This is a genomic window from Paenibacillus phytorum, from assembly GCF_013141715.1.
Lineage (GTDB): Bacteria > Bacillota > Bacilli > Paenibacillales > NBRC-103111 > Paenibacillus_E > Paenibacillus_E phytorum.
Map to the genome: position 1 here is coordinate 63715 of NZ_WHOA01000115.1, position 25023 is coordinate 88737.

The 25023-nt window shown below is 44.2% G+C and carries 14 protein-coding genes and 1 pseudogene; 2 read left to right on the forward strand and 13 right to left on the reverse strand.

Translation table 11 applies throughout. The annotated features are described in order from the left end of the window. Positions 1 to 165 precede the first annotated feature (165 nt). From GC098_RS17145 to GC098_RS17170, 6 genes are all read right to left on the reverse strand, one after another. Entirely contained in the window at positions 166 to 2118 is a 1953-nt protein-coding gene (locus GC098_RS17145; RefSeq protein ID WP_171644336.1) for an alginate lyase family protein, read from the reverse strand. 73 nt (positions 2119 to 2191) lie between these two features. After that, the gene (locus tag GC098_RS17150; protein WP_171644337.1) at positions 2192 to 3070 is read right to left on the reverse strand and encodes a carbohydrate ABC transporter permease; all 879 of its coding nucleotides are present in this window, start codon (positions 3068 to 3070) and stop codon (positions 2192 to 2194) included. 12 nt (positions 3071 to 3082) lie between these two features. After that, positions 3083 to 4006: an ABC transporter permease gene (locus tag GC098_RS17155; RefSeq protein WP_171644362.1), complete on the reverse strand. Its 924-nt coding sequence runs from the start codon at positions 4004 to 4006 to the stop codon at positions 3083 to 3085. Positions 4007 to 4136: 130 nt separating this feature from the next. After that, entirely contained in the window at positions 4137 to 5804 is a 1668-nt protein-coding gene (locus tag GC098_RS17160) for an extracellular solute-binding protein (RefSeq protein ID WP_171644338.1), read from the reverse strand. 149 nt (positions 5805 to 5953) lie between these two features. Further along, the gene (locus tag GC098_RS17165) at positions 5954 to 8356 is read right to left on the reverse strand and encodes an AraC family transcriptional regulator (protein ID WP_171644339.1); all 2403 of its coding nucleotides are present in this window, start codon (positions 8354 to 8356) and stop codon (positions 5954 to 5956) included. A 103-nt stretch (positions 8357 to 8459) separates the two neighbouring features. Next, the gene (locus tag GC098_RS17170; RefSeq protein ID WP_171644340.1) at positions 8460 to 9614 is read right to left on the reverse strand and encodes a glycoside hydrolase family 88 protein; all 1155 of its coding nucleotides are present in this window, start codon (positions 9612 to 9614) and stop codon (positions 8460 to 8462) included. A gap of 165 nt (positions 9615 to 9779) precedes the next feature. Here GC098_RS17170 and GC098_RS17175 point away from each other — a divergent pair, with 165 nt between their 5' ends. Beyond that, on the forward strand, positions 9780 to 10613 hold the full coding sequence (locus GC098_RS17175; protein WP_171644341.1) for an AraC family transcriptional regulator: 834 nt from the start codon (positions 9780 to 9782) through the stop codon (positions 10611 to 10613). 37 nt (positions 10614 to 10650) lie between these two features. After that, positions 10651 to 10875 (forward strand): annotated as a pseudogene (locus GC098_RS17180) (DDE-type integrase/transposase/recombinase); the annotation flags it as partial. Positions 10876 to 10894: 19 nt separating this feature from the next. On the opposite strand, the gene GC098_RS17185 reads toward GC098_RS17180, so the two are convergent. From GC098_RS17185 to GC098_RS41215, 7 genes are all read right to left on the reverse strand, one after another. After that, entirely contained in the window at positions 10895 to 11110 is a 216-nt protein-coding gene (locus GC098_RS17185; RefSeq protein WP_171644342.1) for a hypothetical protein, read from the reverse strand. Between the two features lie 264 nt (positions 11111 to 11374). Then, positions 11375 to 16870 (reverse strand): CBM96 family carbohydrate-binding protein, encoded by a 5496-nt coding sequence (locus tag GC098_RS17190; protein WP_171644343.1) that lies wholly within the window; start codon positions 16868 to 16870, stop codon positions 11375 to 11377. A 131-nt stretch (positions 16871 to 17001) separates the two neighbouring features. Continuing rightward, positions 17002 to 18954 (reverse strand): alginate lyase family protein, encoded by a 1953-nt coding sequence (locus GC098_RS17195; RefSeq protein WP_171644344.1) that lies wholly within the window; start codon positions 18952 to 18954, stop codon positions 17002 to 17004. Between the two features lie 21 nt (positions 18955 to 18975). Continuing rightward, positions 18976 to 19848 (reverse strand): carbohydrate ABC transporter permease, encoded by an 873-nt coding sequence (locus GC098_RS17200; protein ID WP_171644345.1) that lies wholly within the window; start codon positions 19846 to 19848, stop codon positions 18976 to 18978. A gap of 14 nt (positions 19849 to 19862) precedes the next feature. Beyond that, entirely contained in the window at positions 19863 to 20777 is a 915-nt protein-coding gene (locus GC098_RS17205; protein ID WP_171644346.1) for an ABC transporter permease, read from the reverse strand. Positions 20778 to 20861: 84 nt separating this feature from the next. Continuing rightward, complete coding sequence (locus GC098_RS17210; RefSeq protein ID WP_171644347.1) at positions 20862 to 22490, reverse strand: type 2 periplasmic-binding domain-containing protein; 1629 nt, start codon at positions 22488 to 22490, stop codon at positions 20862 to 20864. Positions 22491 to 22708: 218 nt separating this feature from the next. Continuing rightward, positions 22709 to 25009 (reverse strand): helix-turn-helix domain-containing protein, encoded by a 2301-nt coding sequence (locus tag GC098_RS41215; protein WP_171644348.1) that lies wholly within the window; start codon positions 25007 to 25009, stop codon positions 22709 to 22711. Between the last annotated feature and the right edge of the window lie 14 nt (positions 25010 to 25023).

Below are 25023 nucleotides of genomic sequence, written 5' to 3' on the forward strand. Positions count from 1 at the left end.
TACACCTATCGATGGTGTGGAGACCAATCCTCAGGATGGATCTCCTCTGTCTATCATAGCTTGCCTCTTCATTTTATGAAATCTTCAATTTCATGCATCGATCGTCCAAAACCAACTAATTACATGATGTCTTACGGCCCTGAAGCTGATCGAAACGCATTTTTTTCATGAGGAACTAATTACCACATCATGTTCTTCGACTGCAACTTGATAACGCTCTCCATAACCGAATTCGAAAACGCCGTCCGTCACCTCCTTGATCTGAACAGCAGGCTGCTGCTCCCCTTTATAAGGAACAAGTACCGTCAGATAAGTGGCCGTGCCGCTCTGCATGCCATGGAACCGTACTCTTGTGGCGGCTCTAGCCACATCATTATCGTCGGATAGCCTTCCTGGCAGCAGATCAACTTCCTCCCATGGGTACGAATAGATGGCAAGGTTCGCAATATCGCTTGTGGCTATGACTGCATCAGAGCCTGCCTCTACTTCAGTAAAATCCAAATGAAAATACCGCTCCACCTCTTGCTGATCCAGTCCTTCAACCTGATCCACAATGACTACCATTTGGCCATCAACGAGCGCGATATGGCGATGATGTAGGACCGGCTCATAATTCAGATGATAAGCACTCGCGACTTGATAAAATCCTCTATCTTCCACATTGTAAATTCCCCCTGGCTTTTGCGGTCCGTACTTCCATGAACCCAGGTATTCGAAGTGGTCCCTTTCATCAATGAGAAGCGTAGAATGAAAGTTAGTGCTTTTAAACTGTCTCCGGTCCTCATCATCCCGAAAGCAGAAGAACCCCGGATCGCAAACCATATTTTTGCCGAGCGCTGTAAAGTCAAAGCTCATCAAATCGATATGCGCATGTTCGTTCTGCACCGGACTTCTGCACGTAAACAGAAAGCTCAGCGCCTTGGAGTCCCAACCGCTGCGGATAATCGCTTGATGAAGCGTCCTATTCCAAAACGTTGTCAATTTGTCACACTCAACCTGTTTGTCTTGCAGCATGCGCAAATCATCATGCAGCCTCTTTACATCCAAAGCACGCCATATATGTTTGCTTGCCTCTTGAACAATCAGCTGATAATCAATCAGATTGGCGGCAAGTCCAAGCCAGATTGGATCATCTAATGCCATGTAGCCGTATACCGCGCCCAGAACAGCCAGATGATTCGCATAGGAATCTCCTACGGGGACGCATTTTCCTGTAGGACGCAATGAATAAATGGAGTAATCCAAGTTTTTGCGCAGCAGCTCCATATACCGATCCGAGAATTGAAAATGGAAACGCTTAGCAAGGACAACAGCCAGACCAAACCAAAACATGCAGCCATTGTGGTAGGATGGGCAGCCTTCGATTTGGCCTCCGTCTTCCGTCAATTGCGCCGAAACACATCTTTCGATCCCATCGATTGCGAAAGACTTCCATTCTTCAGCTTCCTTCAACTCTGGGAAATACAGCGCCGTGGTCAAAATACCGAGACATTCCATAAGAAAATGATTATGGTCAGCCTTAGGCCATAGAAGCGGAGACACCTTGCGCAGTATTTTTATTTGTTTATACACAGCCACTAGGTACTTCTCTAGCACTTCCTCCGTAAACATATCGGTATGTCCTAAATGCTCAAGAACCAACGGCCACGTTTTATAACACCGAATGCCGAGCTCTAAGGCCCGCAATGGATGGCATTGCGAAAAATATCCGACCGGATAGTCCGCCATGTCTTCATGGATTTCAACCGTTTCCATCCAATCCAGCATTTCCTCAATCACTTTGCGTCCATATTTATCTTCTCGCGTTAAAGAATAAGCTTCTAACATCTCCTGCCAATGCGTCATCCGATTGAGCTGCCAGAGAAATTCATTATCATTATGCCTTCGTTCCAGCCAGCAGGGCGGGTTCCCGACAAATTCGCGTACACCGCCGGTTCCTGGGAGTATGATCATCCCCTTGTAAGCTTCCTCGGCGTTCGCTATCGTTTCCCGCGCAAGTTCAGGCATATGTTCCGAAATGTAAGCGGATTTCAATTTCATGGGTTCTAATCTGGACTGGAGATTTGCCAGAAGCTCTCGTGTGGAAATCGGTTCCTTTAACAAAGCTTGTATATTCACTATGGTTTCTTCTCCTTCAACATGGCATTGGCCGCAGACCATATGGATACGCGGCCAATCTCGTTTTATCTGTTTACTCTTTCACGGCCCCGATCATGACGCCGTTGACGAAATACTTTTGCAGGAAAGGGTACAAAAACAAAATGGGTACGGTTGAACTAATAATGGTCGCGTACTTGATCGTTTCGCCAACCATCGCTTTATCTCCCGTGTCAATGCCTGTCAGCATGTTGCTCGTATCGTTAGCGATCAGGATTTCCCGCAAAATAATTTGCAATGGAAGCAATTCACGCGTTTGTAAATAAATCGTCGCCGAAAACCAGGCATTCCAATGGGACACCCCATAGAACAAAATCATGACGGCCACGACGGGCATAGACAACGGAAGCACAACGCGGAACAGTATCGTCCAATCATTCGCCCCGTCGATTCTCGCCGACTCTTCCAGACTGACGGGAACGGCCTGAAATGCCGTGCGCATGACGATCAAGTTAAACGCGCTAACCGCCGAAGGAATGATGATCGCCCAGCGGGTGTCGAGCATCCCCAAATTGTCGACCAACATGTACATCGGAATGAGGCCGCCATCAAAAAACATCGTGAATACAATCAGGAACATGATGGTACTTTTCCACATGACGTTTTGTCTGGACAGGCCGTATGCGCCGAGTGATGTGAGTAAAATGTTGATAGCTGTCCCTACCACAACGTAAAACAACGTATTCAGATAGGCCTTGCCAATATTGGGGTTTTCAAACACTAATTGATAAGCTTTCGTCGTAAATCCGTGCGGATAGAACAGCAATCCCCTGTTTTGCACGACAAAGGAGGGATCGCTAAGCGATGCAAACAATACGTAAATAAGCGGATAAATGGTTATGATCGACAGCGAAATTAACAGCACAATATTGATTATGTCAAAAGTATGTTCTCCGATGCTTCTTTTCATCATGTCCTCCTTCGTTTACCAAAGCCTGGCTTCGCTTGTTTTTCTTGCTATGGCGTTGGCCACTATGAGTAACACGAAACTAATTACCGAATTAAACAACCCTACCGCTGCGCTATAACTGTAACCAGCTTCCAGTATTCCTTTACGGAACACGTAAGTTTGAATGACATCAGCCGTTTCATAAATCGCCGGATTGTACATGAGCAAAATTTTGTCCATCCCAACCGACATGAAATGACCAATTTGCAAGATGAGCAAAATAATCACGGTCGACATCATGCCAGGAATCGTAATATGCAACGTTTGCTTCCATCGGTTGGCTCCATCGATTTTTGACGCTTCGTATAAGGAAGGGTCGATATTGCTGATCGCTGCCAGAAAAATAATCGAGCTCCAGCCGACGTTTTGCCAAATATCCGAAGAGATATACAGCGTACGGAACCATTCCGGCTGCCGCATAAAAGGAATCGGTTCAATGCCAAAAACAGACGTTAGCAAATTATTAATCAAACCGTTTCGTTCCAAAAAATCAACCATGAAGCCGACGATAACGACAAGTGAAATAAAATGCGGCATGTACGTAATCGTCTGGATGGCCCGTTTAAAAGCGCGGCTCCTGATCTCATTCAACAAAAGCGCCAAAACGATGCCTGCTGGAAAAGCCATAATAAGGCTATAAACGCTTAACAGTATCGTATTTCGCAACAGTCGCCAAAAATAAAAGCTGTCGAAAAACTCTTTAAAATGATTGAACCCGATCCATTGGCTCTCCGCAAAACCTTTCATTGGCGAGTAGTCTTTAAAGGCAATCTGCAAGCCGTACATAGGAGCATAATGAAAGACAAGGTAATAAAGGACCACAGGAAGAAGCATCAGGTAAATCGTTTTGTTCTTTCTGAAGTCGCTCACCGCGCGTTTGCCAAAGCTTGGACGGTCCATTGCCGGCAAACCGGACGTCCTGGCTGCTGATTTTATTTGCGTGTTTGCCATAATGAGCCCCCTTCCATTCATGTTCTAAAATATCGGCACCGGGAACTTTTCTTGTTCCCGGTGCCGCCTTCGAAGCCTGTTATCTTGCTTTGTAACGATCAAGGGCGGCTTGCTGTATCTTAACCGCTTCGTCGATCCCGAACTTTTTCAAGGTATCGACAAACTTGTCGAAGTTATCGAGTGGCTCATTCCCCATAATGAATTTCAAGCCCATTTCCCCGGCGTACGTGTTCACGTCGTTCATAATGGACGAAAACCGTTTGTTTTCTTCTGCCGTCAACGTCAGTGGCGGCATCAAAATCGCGTTCTCTGCTTTGCTCCACGTATTAAGGGCATTTTTCTGCTGGTCTAAATTGTAATATTGTTCGACATAACGCTTATCCTGTACGAACGGGCCGTTATAGTTGGCGCGCATCCATTGCGCCATCGACCGAACCATGGATAAACCGTTCGTATTTTCTGTAATGAGCTTCGTGTAGGTCGGATAACCGTTCACCATGTCGTACGTTTTTCCTTCAACCCCGAAATTGTACAGAAGATGACCTTCCTCACTGTATGCGTAATCGAGCCATTTAACGATTTGTTCCGGGTCTTTCGCTTTGCCGGAAATTGCCGCGCCAAGGCCTTTGTAAGGCTTATCCATTTGGCCCAGAACCGGAGTCGCGCCTTTCTTCAATGTCGGATGAGTAACTGCGAGCAAATTAAAGCTCGGATTTTTATCCTTCATGAGCCCCAAGTAGTTTCCGAGATTGCCGCCGCTAAGACCGTAAAACGTCCCCAGCTTGTTTCCAGTCACTTTGGCGTCCATAAGTTTGGAATCCGTTGCAGCAAAATCCGGATCGATCAAGCCTTCTTTATACCATTTGCGCATTGTTGTCAGAAATTGTTTAAATTCCGGCTGAATTTCCCCATACTTCACCTTGCCGTCCACCTGATAAAACTGATCGCCAATTCCCCAAGCTCCGATCAAAGCGTTACGTGTGAAATCGCGAACCTCATTGTAGTTGAGTAAAAACGGAATCTCGTCCTTCTGACCGTTGCCGTTCGGATCTTGATCTCGGAAGGCCGTCAGCACTTTCTCCCATTCATCGATTGTCGTCGGCGCGTCCATGTGGACTTTATCCAGCCAATCTTTCCGGAAAATCGGGCCGTAGAACACCATCAGCTTGCTGTCACCCCGAATGAACGGAAATGAATAAATACTGCCGCTATCGGTTTTGATCATTTTGGCGATATCCGGATGTTCCTGCAAATACTTTTTGAAGTTAGGGGCGTATTTATCGATCAAATCGTTCAATTTGAGAATGGTACCGGTTTGAACGGCGTTCTCTGGGCCGCCAGTAACCTCCGTCCAGGTATATTCAATAACATCGGGCAAATTCTTGGAGGCCAGCATCAGGTTGAATTGCTCCAATGCCTGAGAGGAGTCCGCGCTCGGATGCTTGAAATCTACCTTCGTGCCTGTAATCTCTTGCAGCTTCTTATACATGCCTATATCGTTGTAGTTTTTCAAGGTTGCCGCAACGTTTCCGTCCAAAGGGGCCCAATAAGACATTTGTGTCGGGTAACCGACATTGCTTTTAGTATCTCCTCCTGTACTTTTTGTGTTACCACTTCCGTCAGTGCTCGAGCTTTTTTCCGACTCTACCGCATTCTTGGTGTCAGAGCATCCCGCCATCAAAGAGCTGACTGTCAATGCCATCAGCAGCATTGCAATCCATTTCTTTTTACTTGTATTGTTCTGCATATCTGATCCTCCCTTTTCATATTCCAAAAGATGTATGACCGGTTACGGCCTGTTTCCAACATAGCAAGCAAGCCTTTGAGAAGAAAGAATGCGCTTTCGAGATAGGCTATCCGCTTTATAGATTGGCTGTTATCAAATTTTTGGGTCGGTTATCCGGATTCGTGATTCATCGCTGACCGATACTGTCCAGGGGTGATTCCTTCAGCTTTTTTGAACACGCGGGTCAACCCGATGTTGCTGGAATACCCGACTTGCTGGGCAATTTCCGAGACAGTCAGCGTCGACTCCGCCAACAAGCGTTTGCAAGCATTAAGGCGCATTTCCGTCATCTCATCGCTGACGTTCCGCCCACTGTAATTTTTGTAAAAAGCGGAAAGATACGAGGCGTTCATGCCGAAATGATCGGCCATCATTGTAAGACTCAACATACTGTCGTGAAAATGTTCCTGCATGTAGTCCGTCATTTTTCTGTATAATTGTTCGCCATGATCAGTTCGCTCTTCTTGGACTACCTCGCAAAGCTGCTTGTACAACCGTTTGATTTGGTCAACCATTTGTTCTGCGGTAGCGCATTTGGAAATAATCCGGACCGGATCACTCTCATCGTTGAAAACCAGGTTACGTGCAATATTTAAAGATCCTAATAATTTAAGCACTGAACTAAACATGTCGAAAAACAAACATTTCCCCATCTCCGGTGTGATGCCGCCCGATTGGAAATTCACTTCATAAATACGGTTTAGTATTTTCTCGACATTGACGAAGTCACCACTGCGGGCTACATTCATGAGCTGTACTTCCATTTCCATCGGATAATAGTACGTCGACTGTCCGAATTTCTGCACATCCTCATAGTACAGCACCGTATTTTGACCTTTGATCATTTTGTATGCCATCGCAAAGACGGCTTCATTGTAGCACTCCTGTATACGTTCAATCCCCTCGTGAACATCGCTGACGCTTATGCTGAGTTTGGTTTTGAACCGCTTTTCCATCATATCCTTCAAGTTAACTACGAACGCTTCCATACGCGTATCGCACCCATCGCCGGCCGGCAAGTTCACAAGAATCGCTATCCGATCACGTTCCATTTCGATCAGATAGCTTTTATGTTCAAGCAGTTCCACGCTCACATTGGACAAAATAAAACGCATGAGCGCCCATTCACGTTCGGCATTTTGCTGGGAAAATTCGCTGAAATCGTCAATATCGAGCAATAAAACAGCAAACAGACCGGATTCGAAATGAACGTTCATAAAATCGAGATCCTGTTCTGTAAGCGCCGCCGCATCGACATGACCGCGGATGAGACGGGAAAGGAATTCCGTGCGGACAACAAGCGCATGGCGGGACAACGTCGTCTCCAAATCCTTCTCTTTCTCGAACAATGTGTGAACCTTTTCTTTGATGAGTTCAAATTCATTTTTCGGGAAGGCTGCGGTCGAATTCGTTCCCCCACCGCGAACTACAGCGTGAACAAGATCCCGGATCGGTCTGTAGTGACGGTAGGCCATGTAGTAGCACACGACTCCCCCTGCTGCGAGACAGATCATCACAACCGTGATCGCCCACATTTTTATCGCATTGACCTGCGATAACACAATGGCTTTATGAACGACGGAAACATACGTCCATCCGTTTTGGCTGGAGGTTGTATACGCGACCATCATGTCTGATGCCAGCCCTTGGCCTTGTCCCTTTACCTGGCCTGTTCCGGCATATTCCAGCGATCCTTTACCTGACAACCCGCCGCCCAATTTCTTCAAATATGAAATAATCTCACCGTTTTCCTGGTCACTCTCGGCTGTACTCATCAAAACCGTTCCGTCGGCGTCAAGAATGAACACCGTTTCATCCCCTATGCCTTGTATGTTGGCTAACATTTCTGTAATCTGTTTTTCATTAATGAGAATAACGAAAGCTCCGGCAACGTGTTCCTTTTCGCCAATCGGAAGCGATTGCACGTAAGTGATCATTCTGATGCTATTTCCCTGACCATCCGTCATTTCCTCGGACGGATTAAAAAAGCGGGAATGGTACGGAAGCAATATTTGCTTCTTATACTGATCGTAGGTCAGGTTTTGATAGTTATAAATGCCTTGATAGAGTGTATGTGAATCCGTTTTCATTTTAGGAGAAAGAACAATGTCTGAATTGTTGAAGTAGACGTAAGAATCCGCAATGAAACTGTTGACCTTACTATAGCGTGACATGTCACCCATAAAATCGATAAAGGAAGTTAGGTTCTGTTGGGCATCTCCGTCCCCTCTCTGATCGAGCATTCTGAGAAGCTTCGGATGAAACGCTATCTGTTGCGTCAACTGATCGATTTCTTTCATCCGGCTGTCAATCGTCCGCTTCACTTGTTCCAGCATGGCAGTATTGGAGCTGTTGGCATTCTCAATCATGATCGCTTCAATGCGGGTATAAAAAAACCCTCCCAATGTAACGGGAAGCAGCAAAATGATCATATATGAAATGATGAGCGTAAGAAACACGCTTTTTCGCCGATCAGCCGCAAGCTGTTTCCATCCTTTCAGCCGTCCTTGCATATAATTCGCCCCCCAATTTGAATAGTTGCACCGTAGATCGTTGTAAAAAAGGAAAAAACGGTTGGAGATGGTTTTCCGCCATTCCGCCCGTTTACCAACAAACCTACCAAACAAACAAATCATTTCCCTTTAATTTGAAAATAGCTTCCATAAAATAGTAATCCCCATAGATGATTGCCGTATGTCGCTCCGGATGGTGATACGCAGCCGAACCATTCATCAATATACAATCGGAGTCTGTTGTCCAGTCGCAACGCGATTGATCTAATGTTTTCAACAGCTTCAATGCGGCTTTCATATACACATCTTTTTCGTGCTCACCAACGACCTTCGCAATTTCAATGAGCCCGCATGCTGCAATTGCTGCTGCAGTGGAGTCCTCGTACTCAGGTTCTTTCGGTTGTCTGAAATCAATTGGAATGATGCCGTTGTCCGGAATGTTGGCCATAAAATAATGCGCAACACGCTTTGCCGTATGCAAATATTCTTCCTTCTGCGTATGCAGATAGCTCGAGATAAAGCCATACATAGCCCATGTCTGTCCTCGCGTCCAAGAGGAACCTACTTCGTAGCCCTGGCCTCCGTAAGTTGCTGCCACACCGCCATGAAACGGATCAAACTCAACGATGTGATTAACGGAACCGTCTGGTCTGATAAATGCGGTCATCGCTGTATCGGCATGCTTCATGGCAATTTGTTTGAACCGCGGATCTCTGCTTTCTTCGCTTGCCCAATACAAAAGCGGGAGATTCATCAGACAATCTACGATGGCCCAGCCCCGCGTATCTCCACCTTCGTTGTCGTTCCATGCCCGGATAAAACCGCCAGCTAAATTAAAGCGCCCGGCAAGCAAGTTCGCAGCATGCATGGCTCTCTTATGTGATTCCGGTTGTCTGGTTACTTTATAATTCGCTACACTGGTTGGCAGCCACATAAATCCAACATCATGATGCAGCCCGTAATATTGACGGAAGCATTCATCCAAAGCATCTTCCGAGATATTGGCAATTTCTTTATACTTCTCATTGCCGGTTTGGTGATACATGAGCCACATCATGCCGCCCCAAAATCCATTCGTCCACCAGTTAATCCCATCAGAAATTACACCTAAGGGATTGTCCACGATACGGTTGTCATGCGTGCCGTTCAACGTTGTATATGGAATCTTATTTCTTGATTTTTCGCTAACCCAGTCCATCTTCGTTGTAATTTTGTTAATTACATGTTCCAACCAAATTTGATCGCTTGTCTGCAGCATTATTTCCCCCTACTTTCTTCGATTACTTTGTTGTCTTCCCGGCTCTTACTATATCAAGTTTACTTTAAATTCCAAGCAATTTGTTTGCGATTATTGGGGTATATATTGCGATTATTGAATTTTTATTTTATATTGAATGTATGGCAACCGGAAAGGAATACGCCTATGACGAATTCTAGATATTACGAGATTTTAGAAGCCGATTTATTGGCGCATTATTCTAACTCATCCTTCGTACCCATGAAAGACTTTCACTTTCATGACAGTTACGAAATTTTTTTATTTTTGAACGGTGAAATTAATTTATTTATTGATCAATTCTGCTATCCGTTGCAAAGAGGCAATCTCATTGTCATCAATAATCATGAGCTTCATAAAATTCATAATCTCACATCAAAACCCTATGAGCGAATTACGGTTCATTTTAAGCCGCGAATTGTCCTGCCATTTTGCTCATCCGAAACGAATTTGCTTTCTTGCTTCCAGAATCGCAAGCCTGGTCTTAACAATATAATCCAGCTAAGCGAGCCGCAAATCGAAGCGTACAAGTCACTTGCATCGAATTTATCAGAAGTGCTCCATCAAAAGACATATGGCAGCGATGTGCTTTCATTTTCATATCTGACACAAATTCTTGTTTTTACGAACGATGTTTTCCGAAGAACTAATTTTGCTGTACCTAGCATCACGTCGACTTTGATTCAATCTGTCATGCATTACATCGACAATCATCTGCTTCATGAACTAACCTTGGATCAAATAGCCAAAGCGCTATCCGTGGACAAGTTTCATCTCAGCCGCACGTTCAAACTTCAAACCGGCGGAACGATTTATCGTTATATTTTGTTAAAACGGGTGGCTCAGGCAAAACAACTATTATCCACGGGACATTCTGTCTCCGAAACGTGTCATTTGTCAGGCTTTAATGACTATGCCAATTTTATTCGTACGTTTAAAAATATTACCGGCATTTCTCCTGGTCACTATGGGAAACGATGATTTTGTGCCTCAATGGCAACGTTTCCTCCAAAAATTACTTCGACAACAGAAATATCTCAACAATATTATTGAACAAGATCATCGATTCATAAAGAAAATCATAAAACCAATGTTGGGATTCAAGTCTTTCAAAACTGCCGAGAAAACAATCGCGGGAATCGAAGTCATGCACATGATAAGAAAGGGACAGGTCGAATGCAATCATTCGTCTGTCCTCTCTGCAGTTGAATTAGTCAATAAATTGTTTGGTTCGACAGCATAGTCAACCAACAAGAAGGCGGCTATCTTTGATTAGTTTCAATAGTTGCACTAAACCCGCGTGGGACAAAATTCGAATTTTTCACCTCAAGATTGGAATTTTTACCGTAGTTCGCATTTGGCAAGCCTGCAGTCACAAAAATATCTGCCTCTGCGCCGATGGTTCTGCCCGCAGCCTGTTTCGTGTATACCACGATCTTCGGTTGAAGGGGGACATCCGCAGCTGGGAAGGTACCCAAGGCTTGCTTCAGCTTGCTGCGAAACCCGTTCCGGTATTTCTCCGTATGAATACCAACCTGCTTCTTCAGACGTTCCGTTTCAGCCTATCGGTACAGATGTTCCAGAAATGCATCCGTCGTCCAATTCATTCGTTAATCAATCTCTCCAATTTGATAATCGTGAGGAAAGCGATAAGGCCTTCCTCCCGAAACAAGTACGCTTCTTAAATGATTTCCTGATTGACCATTATTGCCAGTTTGACTGTTGTTTCCTAACTGACCGGACTAACCCTGATTTCCAGATTGATCATGCGGCACTGTAACGGTTACAGAAGTAGCCGTTTTATTGCCCGCTTTGTCGGTTGCCGTGTACGTGATGGTGTAGATGCGTGATTTTTCCGCACGCAAGATGAATGAAGTGGCGGCTGTGCCGAAATTGGCCTGAATGTCGCCTTGACCGCTATCCGGTTGATTACTCGTGATTGACGTTAACACCACAGATTCTACTCCCGATGTAGCATCACTCGAATTCAGAGTGGCATGGATCGTCACCATTTTATGATTCGCCGGCCAAATCGACGTCTTATCTAATCCGATAGTAAGCGATGGTGCCGTCTTGTCAACCTTAAACTCGACGGTTTTGAGGTGTTCGACATTGCCTGCTTGATCCTTGCTGCGATAACCTAGCTTATACGTTCCTTCACCGACAGCAGGAATGAAACCGGTGTAGGTGGTCCATGCACCGTCATTCACTTGGTATTCCGTTGCCACAGCTCCTCCGTATACACTCGCGCTTACGGTTAAGTTTACGGTAATATCCGTCGTGTACCAGCTGTTCTTGCCGTTAGGCGAAGCAGGACTTAACGTTGCAACTGTTATAGGGGCAATCTTGTAAATGTTGCTTACTGTAATGCTTGTTACATTGGATACGTTGCCTACGGCATCCGTTCCTCTTGCATACACGGTGTCATTGTCGGAAACAACGACTGGGGCAGTGTATGCTATCCATGCGCCGCTTACGCCCACTTTATATTCCTTCATCGCAGCATCTGCCGGATAGCTGATCGTTACGTTGACACCTTGGTTGGTCAGCGCTGTGGTATCTATAGCTAAGGTGGCATCGACAGGCGCTATATGATCGATATTGCTCACCATATAGCCTGTTACATTCGAGACATTGCCCGCAGCATCCGTTCCTCTTGCATACACCGTGTCGTTTGCGGAAACAACCACGGGAGCACCGTACGCTGTCCATGTACCGTTATCTCCTACCTTGTACTCCTTCACTGCCGCATCTTCCGGATAGCTGATCGTTACGGTGACGTCTTTGTTCGTCAGCGCCGTAGTGTCGGCTGACAACGCCGCATCCGTCGGCGGAGTCTTGTCGGGCGGGGGCACGATCGTGTTGTCGTCCCTTTGGTATGTTTGTTCTGCGGTTTCGATCAATAATTGCGGTCCTGAGCTGCCTTTTTCCCTGGAATAATAATAGTGTGAAATATTATTCGCTGTCAGCGAGGAAATACCCAAACTAAGTTTCTTATCCCCAGCAAGCTCGGCTAACACCTGCGAGGTTACGTCAATATCTACGAATTGTTGGGCAGGAGGCATCTCCCATGTGCCCAGATCGGTACTTCCTGTTGGCTTGTTATTATACGTAGTCGTATTTTCATCCCAACTGTCATCGCTTACAAACTGTACTTTATCTGTGAAGGTCCCCCCAACAATAGAGGATGTCAGGCGAAGCTTAGCAGATGTTACATTGCTGGGTAAGCTCGACAAATCAAATCGAACAAATGTTTGGCGCGGGACAAAAGCCGAATTTCTCACCTCAAGGTTCGTATTTTTACCATAGTTCGCAGTTGGTACGCTTCCACTCACCATCGTATCTGCCTCTGCGCCGATTGTTCTGCCCGAAGACTTTTTCGTGTAAATCACGATCTTCGGTTTGCCGCCTCCATTCTCCTTCGCATAATAATAGTGAGAAATGTTATTTGTCGTCTGAGATGTGATAACCAAGCTTAACTGCTTGTCGCCAACAAGTTCGGTTTTATATTGAGAACTGATATCAACTTCCACGGATTTCTCAGCCGATGGCATGCTCCATACCCCCAAAACAGTCCCTGCCGCAGGCTTGTTATTATAGGTGATAGACGTTTCTCCCCAAGAATCATCCTGGACAAACTGCGCTTGATCGGTAAAAGTTCCCGCTGAAGCCGATGTCAGCCGCAGTTTCGCAGTAAATGCATTTGAATCTGTCGGCACATTACCTAAATCAAATCGTAGATAAGAATGGCGATAAACAGTTGAAGCCGTTGAGTTTCTTACCTCCAATTTTTTACCGGTTCCATAGTTCAACGTTGGATTTCCTGACCACACGTATGCATCTGAGGTCACATCTAGTTCAATGAAATCCGGCTGACCTAACGTGTGGTCGTTTATCCGATACTGATCATTAACTGGACTATTCATTACCAATTTTCCAATATCCGATATGACAGGAGCTCCTGTTTGAAACGCGAAGTGATCCGCAATCTGAATTTCTGGCTTGCCATGCGGAGCGACATAAACGTTATACGTTTTCGAGTCCAAATCGGCAAGTAAGGTAACATGATAAAGCTCATTTGCTTTATAGTCGAGTCTGACACTTTGCCCGTAGCTATTGCCATTCCGAACATCGAAATAGCCTTCGGCATTCATCCTTAGAATCATTGGCAAATCAGTCTCGCTGTTCGTGGCGGAAGATTGTCCCGTATATCCGACTATGCCTCCAATTTGGTTAGCTGTTGGGACCAGATCGAATTCGATGGATTGAACCCCAGAATGTCCTGCTCCCAAATCGGTGCTAGTCTGATAACCGGTAGACGAAGACCATGACGGTACGCCCACCGCATAGATATAACCACCGGAAGTAGTAAAGTTGGAAATCGGGTTTCCATTTAGTTTCACAGTCGTGACACCTGGAGCTCGTATTGCAACAGCCGAAGCTGCGTTTGGATCATTAGCGGCGACCAGATTGGATCCGGTAATCTCCAGCGTCGTGCCATTCCAGTCAACAGCAATGTCGGTCACTGGCATTTTAGATGCAATAAGATTTGACCCACTTTGCCCCAACGTCGATCCCGATTTCATGAGGGCTGATTTGACCGTGCCGCTGCTCATCTTTTCGATATAGGCTAGTTTCCCATCAAATGAAAAGGTATCAAAGTTACGTCTGAACTGCGGATGTTCTTCATGAGACACATAATAATAACCCGAAGTTCCAGCAGTTCCGATGTTGTCAACCTTCAGCGAACTGGCTACGGTAGTCGGAACCGATAGGGGAAGTCGACTGACTTTGATGTCGCGATTCTCACCGCTTGCGGTCGGATACAAGACCGTATCAAATGTCGTGTTTCCAGACACGTTCTTCGTAAAGGAAGCATATGTGGCGTCGGATACCGAATAAAAAGCATTGGAATAATAACCATGATCGAGCGTAGCCGTAACTTGCTCGGGATCAGCAGGTACGACTTGGATATCACCGTAAGTGTCGCCAAAGACGGTGCTCACTTTTTTGGTAGACGCATCTAACGTCGGACTGGCAGTAGGCAAAAAGTGCCATGTTTGTTGGTACTTATTTGTTCCAGAAGGCGCTTCCACAATGTCTGAAACAATCGAGAAGGACGATTTCAGGAAAAGCGTTTCACGTGAATGCTTAAATCCAGGCACATTTTGGGTAACACCTGTAACAAAGTTGAACTTGCTATTATCCGTCCAATCTTGAAACCAACCTTCCGACAAATTTTGAGCTGTATCGTTGATTTCAATCGTATTGTGCGATTCCGTCGAGTAGCGCAGCCAGTTGGAAATCGGATCATCACTGTAGGAATACGCACCAGGATCGACTAATAAAGGTCTACCATACGCATAGTAAGTGATCGCGTTATCATCGGGATGCCTATGCGGCGCCGCTTGTTTCACATTCGTAAACAAATAGCGGTCATTCGGCGACCATCCGCTGCGCATAATAGCACTTTTACTATCCGGATACAGAATCGACGTGTAAGAAGGCTTGGTGCCTTCCGCTCCCGCAGTTCCTACATAACGTAAGCTGTCATCGTTAGTAAGATCACCAATTTGCTTTATTGTACCTTTGAGGTCGGTGTACTGACTATCTCCGAAACTGACGGAGTAGCCGTTGGGAAATGAAATATCAGCAAGGTATTTACCTAAATTTTTCAAATTACTGTTAAATGATCCTTGAAAAGGCACATTATTCATCGTTCCGAGTTGTTTGATTGCAATCATAGGTGCGGTTGTTACCGTCGTATAGGTATCACTGGACTCCATGTACGAGCCATCTTTATAAATCAGTGTCGACATTAGAAAGTCATATCGAGAGTAGGCTGTGGACAGCCAGGCAGCAGAATCGATAAACTCAGGGAAATAAATGCCAAGAGTATATAGCCCCTGTGTTTCAACCGTTCCGTGGTTTCCATCGGGACTGAATCCACCAGGCGTATTTAAGTAATCACCTATTTTCCAAAATGTTTTCAGTAGATCCGTATTGGCTTGGGCATTCATGGAGGAACTCTCTCTTAACACATGGTAAGCTTTCACCCAACTGGCGGCCCGAATACCAGTATCAAAATTTCTAGGAAATGACCCTGCGCCAGACACGCTCGTAGAGGCATCGCCATCAACGATAAAATCGATCAAGTAGTCGATATATTTCGCCGCATAGCTTTCATTGTTCGTATTCATGTATTCCGCTATAAGAGGATCAAGCCAGTAAAATCGGGTGATCTGATAATGGTATTCGATATCTGCAATCGTTGGTGCAGGACCAGCCCAATCTGTACCTGAAGGCGACCCTTGCCATGAAAATGTTTTGCCATTATGGTTGGCATACGTGAGCGTATTCTGATCCCAAGCCGTGTCGCCCGATTTATAAATCATCACATCTGTATTTTCATTTAACTCGGAATAACCTGATAGTTTCAGCGTTGCTGCCGTAACCGTTCCCTTAACCGATGATAAATCAAAATTCAGATAAGCTTTACGTGTATTCGAATCATAGGGAGCGCCGGATTCCTGTACCTGAAGCAATGGCTCGCTGGCATGGATTACCGTATCATTACCGCGAATGTAGGTATCCTTCGTAGACGTCAGGTTTGCGGTATGATCACCCGTTGCATCCGAATATTGGATCTCAAGCGTAGGACGGCATTGCGCGAGCGGTGTCTGCGAGCAATCTTGCTCAAGGCTGTAAATATTCGCTCGATTCGTTCCCTTATAGCGTCCCATCAGCATAAAGCTAAGATTGGTGCCGATGGCGCCTTGTACCGTAGAAAGCATATCCATGTTATAGGATGTGGATGTATGCGCAACTGTAAACGTATTCAAATAATATTCTTTAAGCGGCGTTGCAATTTGATCCATCAAGAGCGGCACCATCGTTGGATTTGAAACGAAATCAGTCGGAATCGTTCGAGTTGTTCGATTTTTATAATAGTCCAGCAAATCTGTTTGAGCCTGATCGTAATTGCCAGCTTTTACATCGGATCGTACGGTGCTTAACCCTGGAAAACCATCGTAGTTCAGTTTGCTCGGTGTCGTCCAGCGTTGCCCAGCTTGATCCCAAACGCCAAAGAAGGACGCATCTGACATGTTGCTTGCACCAGAGGAAGCGCTTACAGTTCGGGGCTCAGTGAACAAAGTTAACACCATTTGAGCAAATAGCAATAGAGCAATAATAAAACAAGATACCCTTTTTTTCTTTACGGCCTTTACATTTCTCATCAGATTGCCTCCCTGTATACGAATATTCATCATCATTGACTAGATCATTCACATTCGTTGGATGGGTTACTTCGACAATAACGCCATCCAGCGAGGTTGTGATTTCATTTTGCTATACATGCCTTACTTGTTCAAGTTGAACTAATTACCATATCATGTTCTTCAACTGCAACTCGATAACGCTCTCCATAACCGAATTCGAAAACGCCGTCCGTCACCTCCTTGATCTGAACAGCAAGCTGCTGCTCCCCTTTATAAGGAACAAGTACGGTCAAAAAGGTCTTCGAGCCGTTATAGCTGCCCTGAAATTTTACTCTAGTGGAAGGCCGTGCAACATCATTCATGTCCGATAGTCTTCCCGGCAAAAATTCCAACTGCCCTTGCTCACTAGTAAAGATGGCCAGATTAGCGATATCGCTTGTTGCTGCTACGCCGCCTGCTGCTTCTTTCACATCTGTAAAATCGAGATGAAAATATCGCTGCACACTATGCTGCCTGAGCCCTTCTACCCGATCGGCGATCACAACGAACTTGCCACCCACAAGAGAAATATGACGATGATGGACAATCGGCTCATAATTCAAATGATAAGCGCTTGCGAGTTGGTAGAAGCCTCTGTTCTCCACCTTGTATATCTCTCCTTTTTTTTGCGTACCATAGTCCCAGGAGCCCCTATATTCAAAGTGATCACGGTCATCAATGAGAAGCGTGGAATGAAAGTTCGAGCTTTTAAACTGCTTGCGATCTTCATCCTCCCTGAAGCAATAAAGACCGGGATCGCAAACCATATCTTTACCAAGAGCTGTAAAATCAAAGCTCATAAGATCTATGTGGGCGTGCAAATTTTGAATCGGGCTGCGGCAAGTAAACAAAAAGCTCAGCGCCTCACGATCCCAACCGCTGCGAATAATCGCTTGATGAAGCGTCCGATTCCAAAATGTGGTTTGCATATCGCATGTATATTGCTCTTCCTTTAAGGAGTGCAAATCACTTATGAATCGCTGCACATCAAGCGCACGCCATACATGCCTGCTTGCCTCCTGCATAATCTCGCTCGTATCCATCAAGTTAGCAGCAAGCCCCAGCCAAGTTATATCCCCCAAAGCAAAATAACCGTATACGCCGCCCATAATCGCAAGATTGTTAGCATGTGAATCGCCTACGGGCACACATTTTCCTGTCGGCCTTAGCGAATAGATCGAATAATCCAGGTTTTTCTTATACCGTTCCATATATGTCTCCGAGAACCGGAAGCCAAAGCGCTTCGCGAGCACAACAGCAAGGCCAAACCAGAACATGCAGCCATTATGATAGGATGGACAGCCTTCAATCTGTCCGCCATCCTCCGTCAGCTGGGCGAAGCAGCACTTCTCGATCGCATCAATCGCAAAGTCTCTCCACTCCTCCGATTCCTTAAGCTCGGGAAAATAAAGCGCAGTCGTCAAAATTCCCAAGCATTCCATCAAATAATGGTTATGATCCGCTTTGGGCCATAGCTGCGGCGATACTTTGCGTAAGATTTTGATTTGCTTATAGACGGCAGTTACATACCGCTCCAGCACTTCCTCCGTAAACAGCTCGGAATGGCCCAGATGCTCTAAGACAAGCGGCCAAGTCTTATAATTGCGTATGCCAAGTTCCAGCGCGCGAAGCGGATGACATTCCGAATAATAACTGAGCGGAAGATCGATCATGTCTTCGGTAATTTCTACCGTTTCGATCCAGTTCAGCATTTCCTCAATCACTTTTCGGCCATATTTCTCATTCTTCGTTAAGGAATAGGCTTGCAATAAATCCTGCCAATCGTTCATACGGTTAAGCTGCCACAAATACTCATTGTCATTGTGTCTGTGTTCCAGCCAGCGAGGCGGATTGCCTACGAATTCCCTTATTCCGCCGGTGCCGGGAAGCATGATCATTCCTTGATAAGCAAGCTCCGCCTTGGCTATCGTCTCTTGTGCGCTTTCAGGCAAATGACTAGCGATAAAAGCACTCTTTACGTCCATCCGCTCTAAGCGGGAACGCAAATTGCCCAGTAACACTGTTGTCGAAATCGGCTCTTTCAGCCATGCTTGTATGCTCATAGTCCATCTCCTTGCTTGATCTTATCCTTTTAAAGCTCCGACCATGACTCCCTTAACGAAATATTTGGAGACAATTGGATAGAAGAACAGGATGGGCAAAGTCGCCACCATGATCGTTGCATACTTGATCGTTTCGGCAAGTTGAAAGCCCTGATCGGATCCGCTTGTCATGCTTTCTGTCGAGTTGGCAAGCAATATTTCGCGTAAAACGAGCTGCAGCGGAAATAAATCCCTGTCTTTTAAGAAAATCGAGGCATAAAACCAGCCGTTCCATTTCTCTACGGCATAAAACATAATCATAACGGCTATGACAGGCATGGATAATGGCATAATGATCCGAAACAGGATGACAAAATGATTGGCCCCGTCTATTTTTGCCGATTCTTCCAAACTATCTGGAATCGCCGAGAAGGACGTTCTCATAATAATCAAATTAAAGGTATTTACTGCAAATGGAAGTACAAGCGCCAATAATGAATTGTAAAGTCCAACTCCTTTAATTACCAAATAGAGAGGAATCAAGCCGCCTTGGAAGAACATCGTGAACAAAATAATAAAGATGAACACGCGATTCCATAATACGTTCTTACGCGACAAAACATAAGCGCCAAGAGAAGTCAGGAGTAAATTTATAAATACCCCCAAGACAATAATGATAAACGTGTTGCTGTAACCCGTTAGAATACTACGATTGCTTAATACTTGCTTGTAGGCATCGATATGAAATCCGTACGACTTTAGAAGCAAGCCTTTATGGGCAATGAGGGAGCTTGCATCACTAATCGAAGCCAATCCTACATAAACCAAGGGATATAGGGTAACAACAACTAGTACAAGCATGACCATTATATTAACCGCATCAAACACCTTTTCGGACCGACTCATTCGGTTCATGTCGTCCCTCCTCCTTACCACAATCCATTTTTACTGATTTTACGACTGAGCTGGTTAGCCGCTACTAATAAAATCAAATTAATCACTGAGTTGAATAGTCCTACAGAAGCGCTGAATCCCCAGTTAAATTCCAATAAACCTTTGCGATAGACGAAGGATGAAATCACATCGGCCGTGCTGTAAGTCACGGGATTATAAAGCAAAATAATTTTCTCAAAACCGACATTAAGCAAATTGCCCATCCTCATAATGAACATAATGGCGATTGTAGGTGCAATCCCTGGTAATGTAATGTATAGCATCTGCTTCAACCGGCCGGCCCCGTCAATCCTGGAGGCTTCGTATTGCTCTTGATCTATCCCCATTAAAGCGGCCATATAGATAATGGATTCCCATCCAATTTTTTGCCAAATTTCAGAGATAACATAAATAGGACGGAAATACTCAGGCTTTTGCAGTAATGCCTGCCCGTCACCGCCAAAATGAGCAATGAAAGAGTTAATAAAGCCACCACTATTCGTGAAATCCGTTAAGATTCCGCATATGACTACCATTGAAATAAAATGAGGCATGTAAGAAATGGATTGTACAAACCTGCCGAAAAATTTGTTCTTCAACTCATTCATGAATAAAGCTAACAAGATTGGTGCTGGGAACTCGAAAAGAATGGAATATAGACTAAGGACAAGTGTATTTTTAAGAATGCGCCAAAAATAAAAACTGTTCATAAAATCCTTGAAGTTCTGCAAGCCAACCCAATCGCTCGCCATAATTCCTTTCACTGGAGAGAAGTCCTTAAAAGCAATTATGGCTCCATACATGGGCGCATAATGAAAGATAGCATAGTAAATAAGGACTGGAAGCATCATAAGATATAAGGATTTATTCAGAAGAAAATCCTTCACGAATATATCTTTCTTAGTAGTCATAAGGTTTCCTTCTTTCAAATTGTAAGATCTGTTTGTTGGATTGAAAGGGAAGGACTACCCTTCCCTTTCTTCATTACTAACCAATCATCGTTTGTTGTATCTGTCCAAAGCAGCTTTTTGAATCTCAACCGCTCTGTCAATGTTCAACGTTTTCAACTTTGCTTGGTACTTGTCGAATTCGTCGAGAGGTGAAGCTCCAAGAATAATTTTAAGCGTAGTTTCATCCACTAACGCATTCACTTCATTCATGATTTTAGCCAATTCCGTGCTTTCTTGCGGTGAAGTCGTAATTGGAGGAAGCACGTACTTCAAAGTATCTGTATTTTGCCAAGTCACAATGGCGTCTTTTTGCTGCTTCATCGTATAGTACTGATCGAGATAACGTTTATCCTGAACGAATGGACCGCTCATACTTGCTTTGATGTAGAGCATCATCGATTGTGCAACGGAGAACTTCTCGGGATTGTTCATAATCAAATCCGTATATTTCGGATTCCCGTTCTCCATTTTGTAACTGACTCCCTCTGTACCAAAGTTAAAGAAGTTATGTCCTTCCTCACTATAGCCGTAGTCAAGGAATTTTGCGGCAAGCTCTACATTTTTACTTGATCCCGTAATCGCAATCATTCCGCTTGGCTCCGAGCCAAATGCAAAGCTCTTTTGACCGAATTTCGGCTTATCTCCCTTGTTTAGAACCGGATAAGGTGCAGCAACAAGGTCATATTTCGGATCATTCGCTGTACCAGCGCCAATCCATTTGCCAATTCCACTTCCAGCTTGGCTGACGGTAGCACCGGATTTGCCGGATGTCATATTTGCATCTTGGATTTTTTGGTCTGCGGTAGCAATATTCTTATCAAGCAGCCCTTCCGCATACCATTTACGCATTGTAGCAAGGAAATCCTTATAAGCAGGTTGTGCTGGTCCGAACTTCACTTCGCCGTTATCCAGATAGAATGTACGGTTGATTCCGTAGGCGCCGATGAAAGCTCCATTATATATATCATCTAGAGCTCTTGGTTTGCTTCTGAACGTCAGCGGAGCCTCAAGCCCTTTTTTCTCTTTGAACGCTTTCAGCACCGTGTACCACTCATCCATCGTGGTCGGCACTTGAAGACCCAGCTCAGTTAAATAGTCTTGTCTAAGCATTGGCCCTTGGAAAACCATCAGAGAATCATCACTGCGTATGAATGGAAATGCATAGTAAGTTCCATCGTCTGTTTTTACCATTTTGTCGATCTCAGGATGCTCTTTTAAATATTTCTTCAAGTTAGGAGCGTATTTATCAATAACATCATTGAGCTTTAAAATCGCTCCGTCTTTGATTGCTTTTTCAGGACCGCCAGGAAAATTCGTCTTCCAATTGTATTCAATCATGTCAGGCAGATCGCCGGAAGCCAGCGTGACGTTTAACTGTTCTTTTTCTTGGCCCATAACAGGGTTTATGAAATTGATCGCAACCCCTGTCTTTTTTTGCCAGTCCTGATAAAATGGAATATCTTTTACACTAGGCTTGATTTGCAAGATGTTGTTAGCATCAGCTGTCCATAACGAGAGAGTTTTATCTGTTTTCAATGGATACGTTACTGCGGTTTGTTCATTTGGAACGGACGATGTTGCTGGCTGTTTATCCGTCTTGTCACTGCAAGCGATTGCGAATGTACTTAGCATGATAATGGATAAGGTACTTGATATAAGTTTCATTTTCTTCATCTGTGTTTGCCTCCCTATAGTGTGTACGATTTCGGGCGATTCCCTTTCGCCTCTTTATTATGCTTTTATAAACCCAATTTGAATATCTTAAAATCCTCCAAAGGCATCAAAAAAAACATAAAATCGATCTTAATTTTATACAATCGCATATTACATTTTTCATTTACCCGATCAAAACAGAAAAAAAGACCGCTTTGCAGCAGCCTTCTACAGTTATTTTACATACTATCTTTATATTTGCCGGGCGTAACTCCCTCATATTTTTTAAATATCCGGATCAAAGCGTTGACATCGCTAAAACCAACAAGACTTGATATCTCATTCATGGTGATGTTCTGACTTTCAATCAGTTCCTTAGCTTTCACAATACGAACTTTATTCATGTAATCGAGAAGCCCTTCTCCTGTTTGCTCTCTGAACAATTTGGATAAATAGGTTGATTTCATATCAAACCGCAGACCGATCATGGAGATGTTCATATCCGGGTCCTGATAATTTTCTTGAATAAAGCGTACGATGTTTTGAATTAATGTCTGCAAATCCTGATGTCTGTTTTGAATCAGCGTTGATTTTCTTTTGGCCAAGTTGTTGCTGCATACTTCCTTCAGCATCTCTGTAAGCTGTTCATGCATATCCTGCATGGTTTCGCATGCTGTCAGCTTCTCGATCTCTTTCAAACTAGCGCCAGACGATTCCTCTTGTGTGTCGCCAATTTCATGATGCGCCTTCACCATCGTACTTACCAAATCAAACATCAGGCAGCGAGCCAAGGGTAACGAAATCTGATTGATCTTCAAATTCCTATCCACGATGTTATCCAACGTTTCCTTTGCTCTGTCATATTCACCAATTTTCAAAAAATTAATGAGCTGCTGTTCCACCTGTAAGGGGTAATAATAGCCTTGAGGGATTTCGTTAATCGCTTCATTTTGAATTTCATGGAATGAAATAATTTCTTTTCTGCCCATAATAAGCTTATATTCCATCGCATCAATGGACTCTTTGTAGGCAATCGAGAGATCGACAATGGATGTATGAATATTGCTGATCGAAACCGTAAGTTCGATTTGAAATTTATTTTTCAAAAATTGCTGCGCTTCGCTGGCCATTTGACGAAGTTCGGTCAAGTTGCTTGCCTGCCCCGTGTCACGGAAATTAATGATGCAGGCGAGCATGTCATCGATCTCCGTCATATACCCAATATGTTTCGCGTTCATGATCTCCTCAACCACATTCGCAATGATAAATTGCAGCAGTTTAGTCTTTTCATTCTCACTATTTCCATTGATGCTCGAATAAAACTGATCATTTGCTTCAACATAAAATAAAAGCACGGCAAAATGGTCACTGTCAAAGTGCATCTCGAAAGCAGGCAACGCATCCTCAATTGGGATTTGGTTGTCTAACCTCCCTTTTAATAACCTGGTCATAAAATTAGATCGCAGCAAATAATTTTGCTGCTTGAGTCGAAAATTAACTTCCTCCTTTTCATTCAAAGTATTGGAGATCATGTGCTGAATAAATTGAAATTCATTATTCCCTTCATTTAACCGAACTGTTGATTCACCTGCAAAGGAATGAATTAATTGTTTAATCGGGTTATAGTTTTTTCTCAAGAAGAAGAACGTTAACAAACTCCCCCCCAGAATACTCAAAACGATACTCATGTAGGTAAACCACCTCACATAGATCGCTTTTTGCCATACTACGGCGCTCGGCATGATGGTCACAATTTTAAGATCAGATTTTTTGGATGCAATATAATAAAACTCTGAGTCTTGTCCCTTGTATTTTTCATTGAAAAAGCCAGAATCATCCGAAAGTACCCGATTCGTTAATACCGGATGCTGATTCGTTTCCAATGTGGACAAAAGAATCTGGTTCTCTTTATTCAAAACCAGTACTTCGCCTCCACTGAATAATTGAACGTTTTGGAGAGCACTTAATAGCTTCGAGTCGTCAATTAGAATCACAACAGCTCCCTCAGGTTTCGTATTAAGGTCCGAAGTTAAGTAACTTATATGGGCAATAGACTGATGGATGCTGCCATTTAACCCTCTGTAAACGAGTGGAACAAAACTTGGCTTTTTACTCGAAGTCATCATGGTCTGCCAGTCATTATAGCTGAAATCAGGATTATTGTGGACATCCTCATACACTTCCTTACCGCTGCGAACAAACCCTGGCATTAGACCGATATCATCCGGCGAGTAATAGACATAGAAGTCAGTAATTTGTGGATAAAAGGTTTTATACATCTTAAAATCCATCGCTATCTGGTACAAGGAATACTGGTAGCTATCCTGCCCCCGTATGTTCGTAAACATGAGTTCTTGAAGTTTCGTATTCCAGGTAACCTCTGTATTCAGCCTTAAAACACTTTCTAATTCATTGTCAATGACTTCACGGACTTGCTTTAATAATGCATCATTAGCCCTATGAATTTCTTCTTCCAAAGCTGCGCTTGATTCGCGATAAACAAAAATACCCATTACAATCGGCAGAAGTAAAATGGCCACGTATGAAAAAAGCC

Bases quoted from the DNA above. Each gene is read 5' to 3' on its own strand.
- GC098_RS17150 (WP_171644337.1), bottom strand. From the start codon at position 3,070: ATGATGAAAAGAAGCATCGGAGAACATACTTTTGACATAATCAATATT.
- GC098_RS17155 (WP_171644362.1), bottom strand. From the start codon at position 4,006: ATGGACCGTCCAAGCTTTGGCAAACGCGCGGTGAGCGACTTCAGAAAG.
- GC098_RS17160 (WP_171644338.1), bottom strand. From the start codon at position 5,804: ATGCAGAACAATACAAGTAAAAAGAAATGGATTGCAATGCTGCTGATG.
- GC098_RS17165 (WP_171644339.1), bottom strand. From the start codon at position 8,356: ATGCAAGGACGGCTGAAAGGATGGAAACAGCTTGCGGCTGATCGGCGA.
- GC098_RS17170 (WP_171644340.1), bottom strand. From the start codon at position 9,614: ATGCTGCAGACAAGCGATCAAATTTGGTTGGAACATGTAATTAACAAA.
- GC098_RS17175 (WP_171644341.1), top strand. From the start codon at position 9,780: ATGACGAATTCTAGATATTACGAGATTTTAGAAGCCGATTTATTGGCG.
- GC098_RS17190 (WP_171644343.1), bottom strand. From the start codon at position 16,870: ATGAGAAATGTAAAGGCCGTAAAGAAAAAAAGGGTATCTTGTTTTATT.
- GC098_RS17195 (WP_171644344.1), bottom strand. From the start codon at position 18,954: ATGAGCATACAAGCATGGCTGAAAGAGCCGATTTCGACAACAGTGTTA.
- GC098_RS17200 (WP_171644345.1), bottom strand. From the start codon at position 19,848: ATGAACCGAATGAGTCGGTCCGAAAAGGTGTTTGATGCGGTTAATATA.
- GC098_RS17205 (WP_171644346.1), bottom strand. From the start codon at position 20,777: ATGACTACTAAGAAAGATATATTCGTGAAGGATTTTCTTCTGAATAAA.
- GC098_RS17210 (WP_171644347.1), bottom strand. From the start codon at position 22,490: ATGAAGAAAATGAAACTTATATCAAGTACCTTATCCATTATCATGCTA.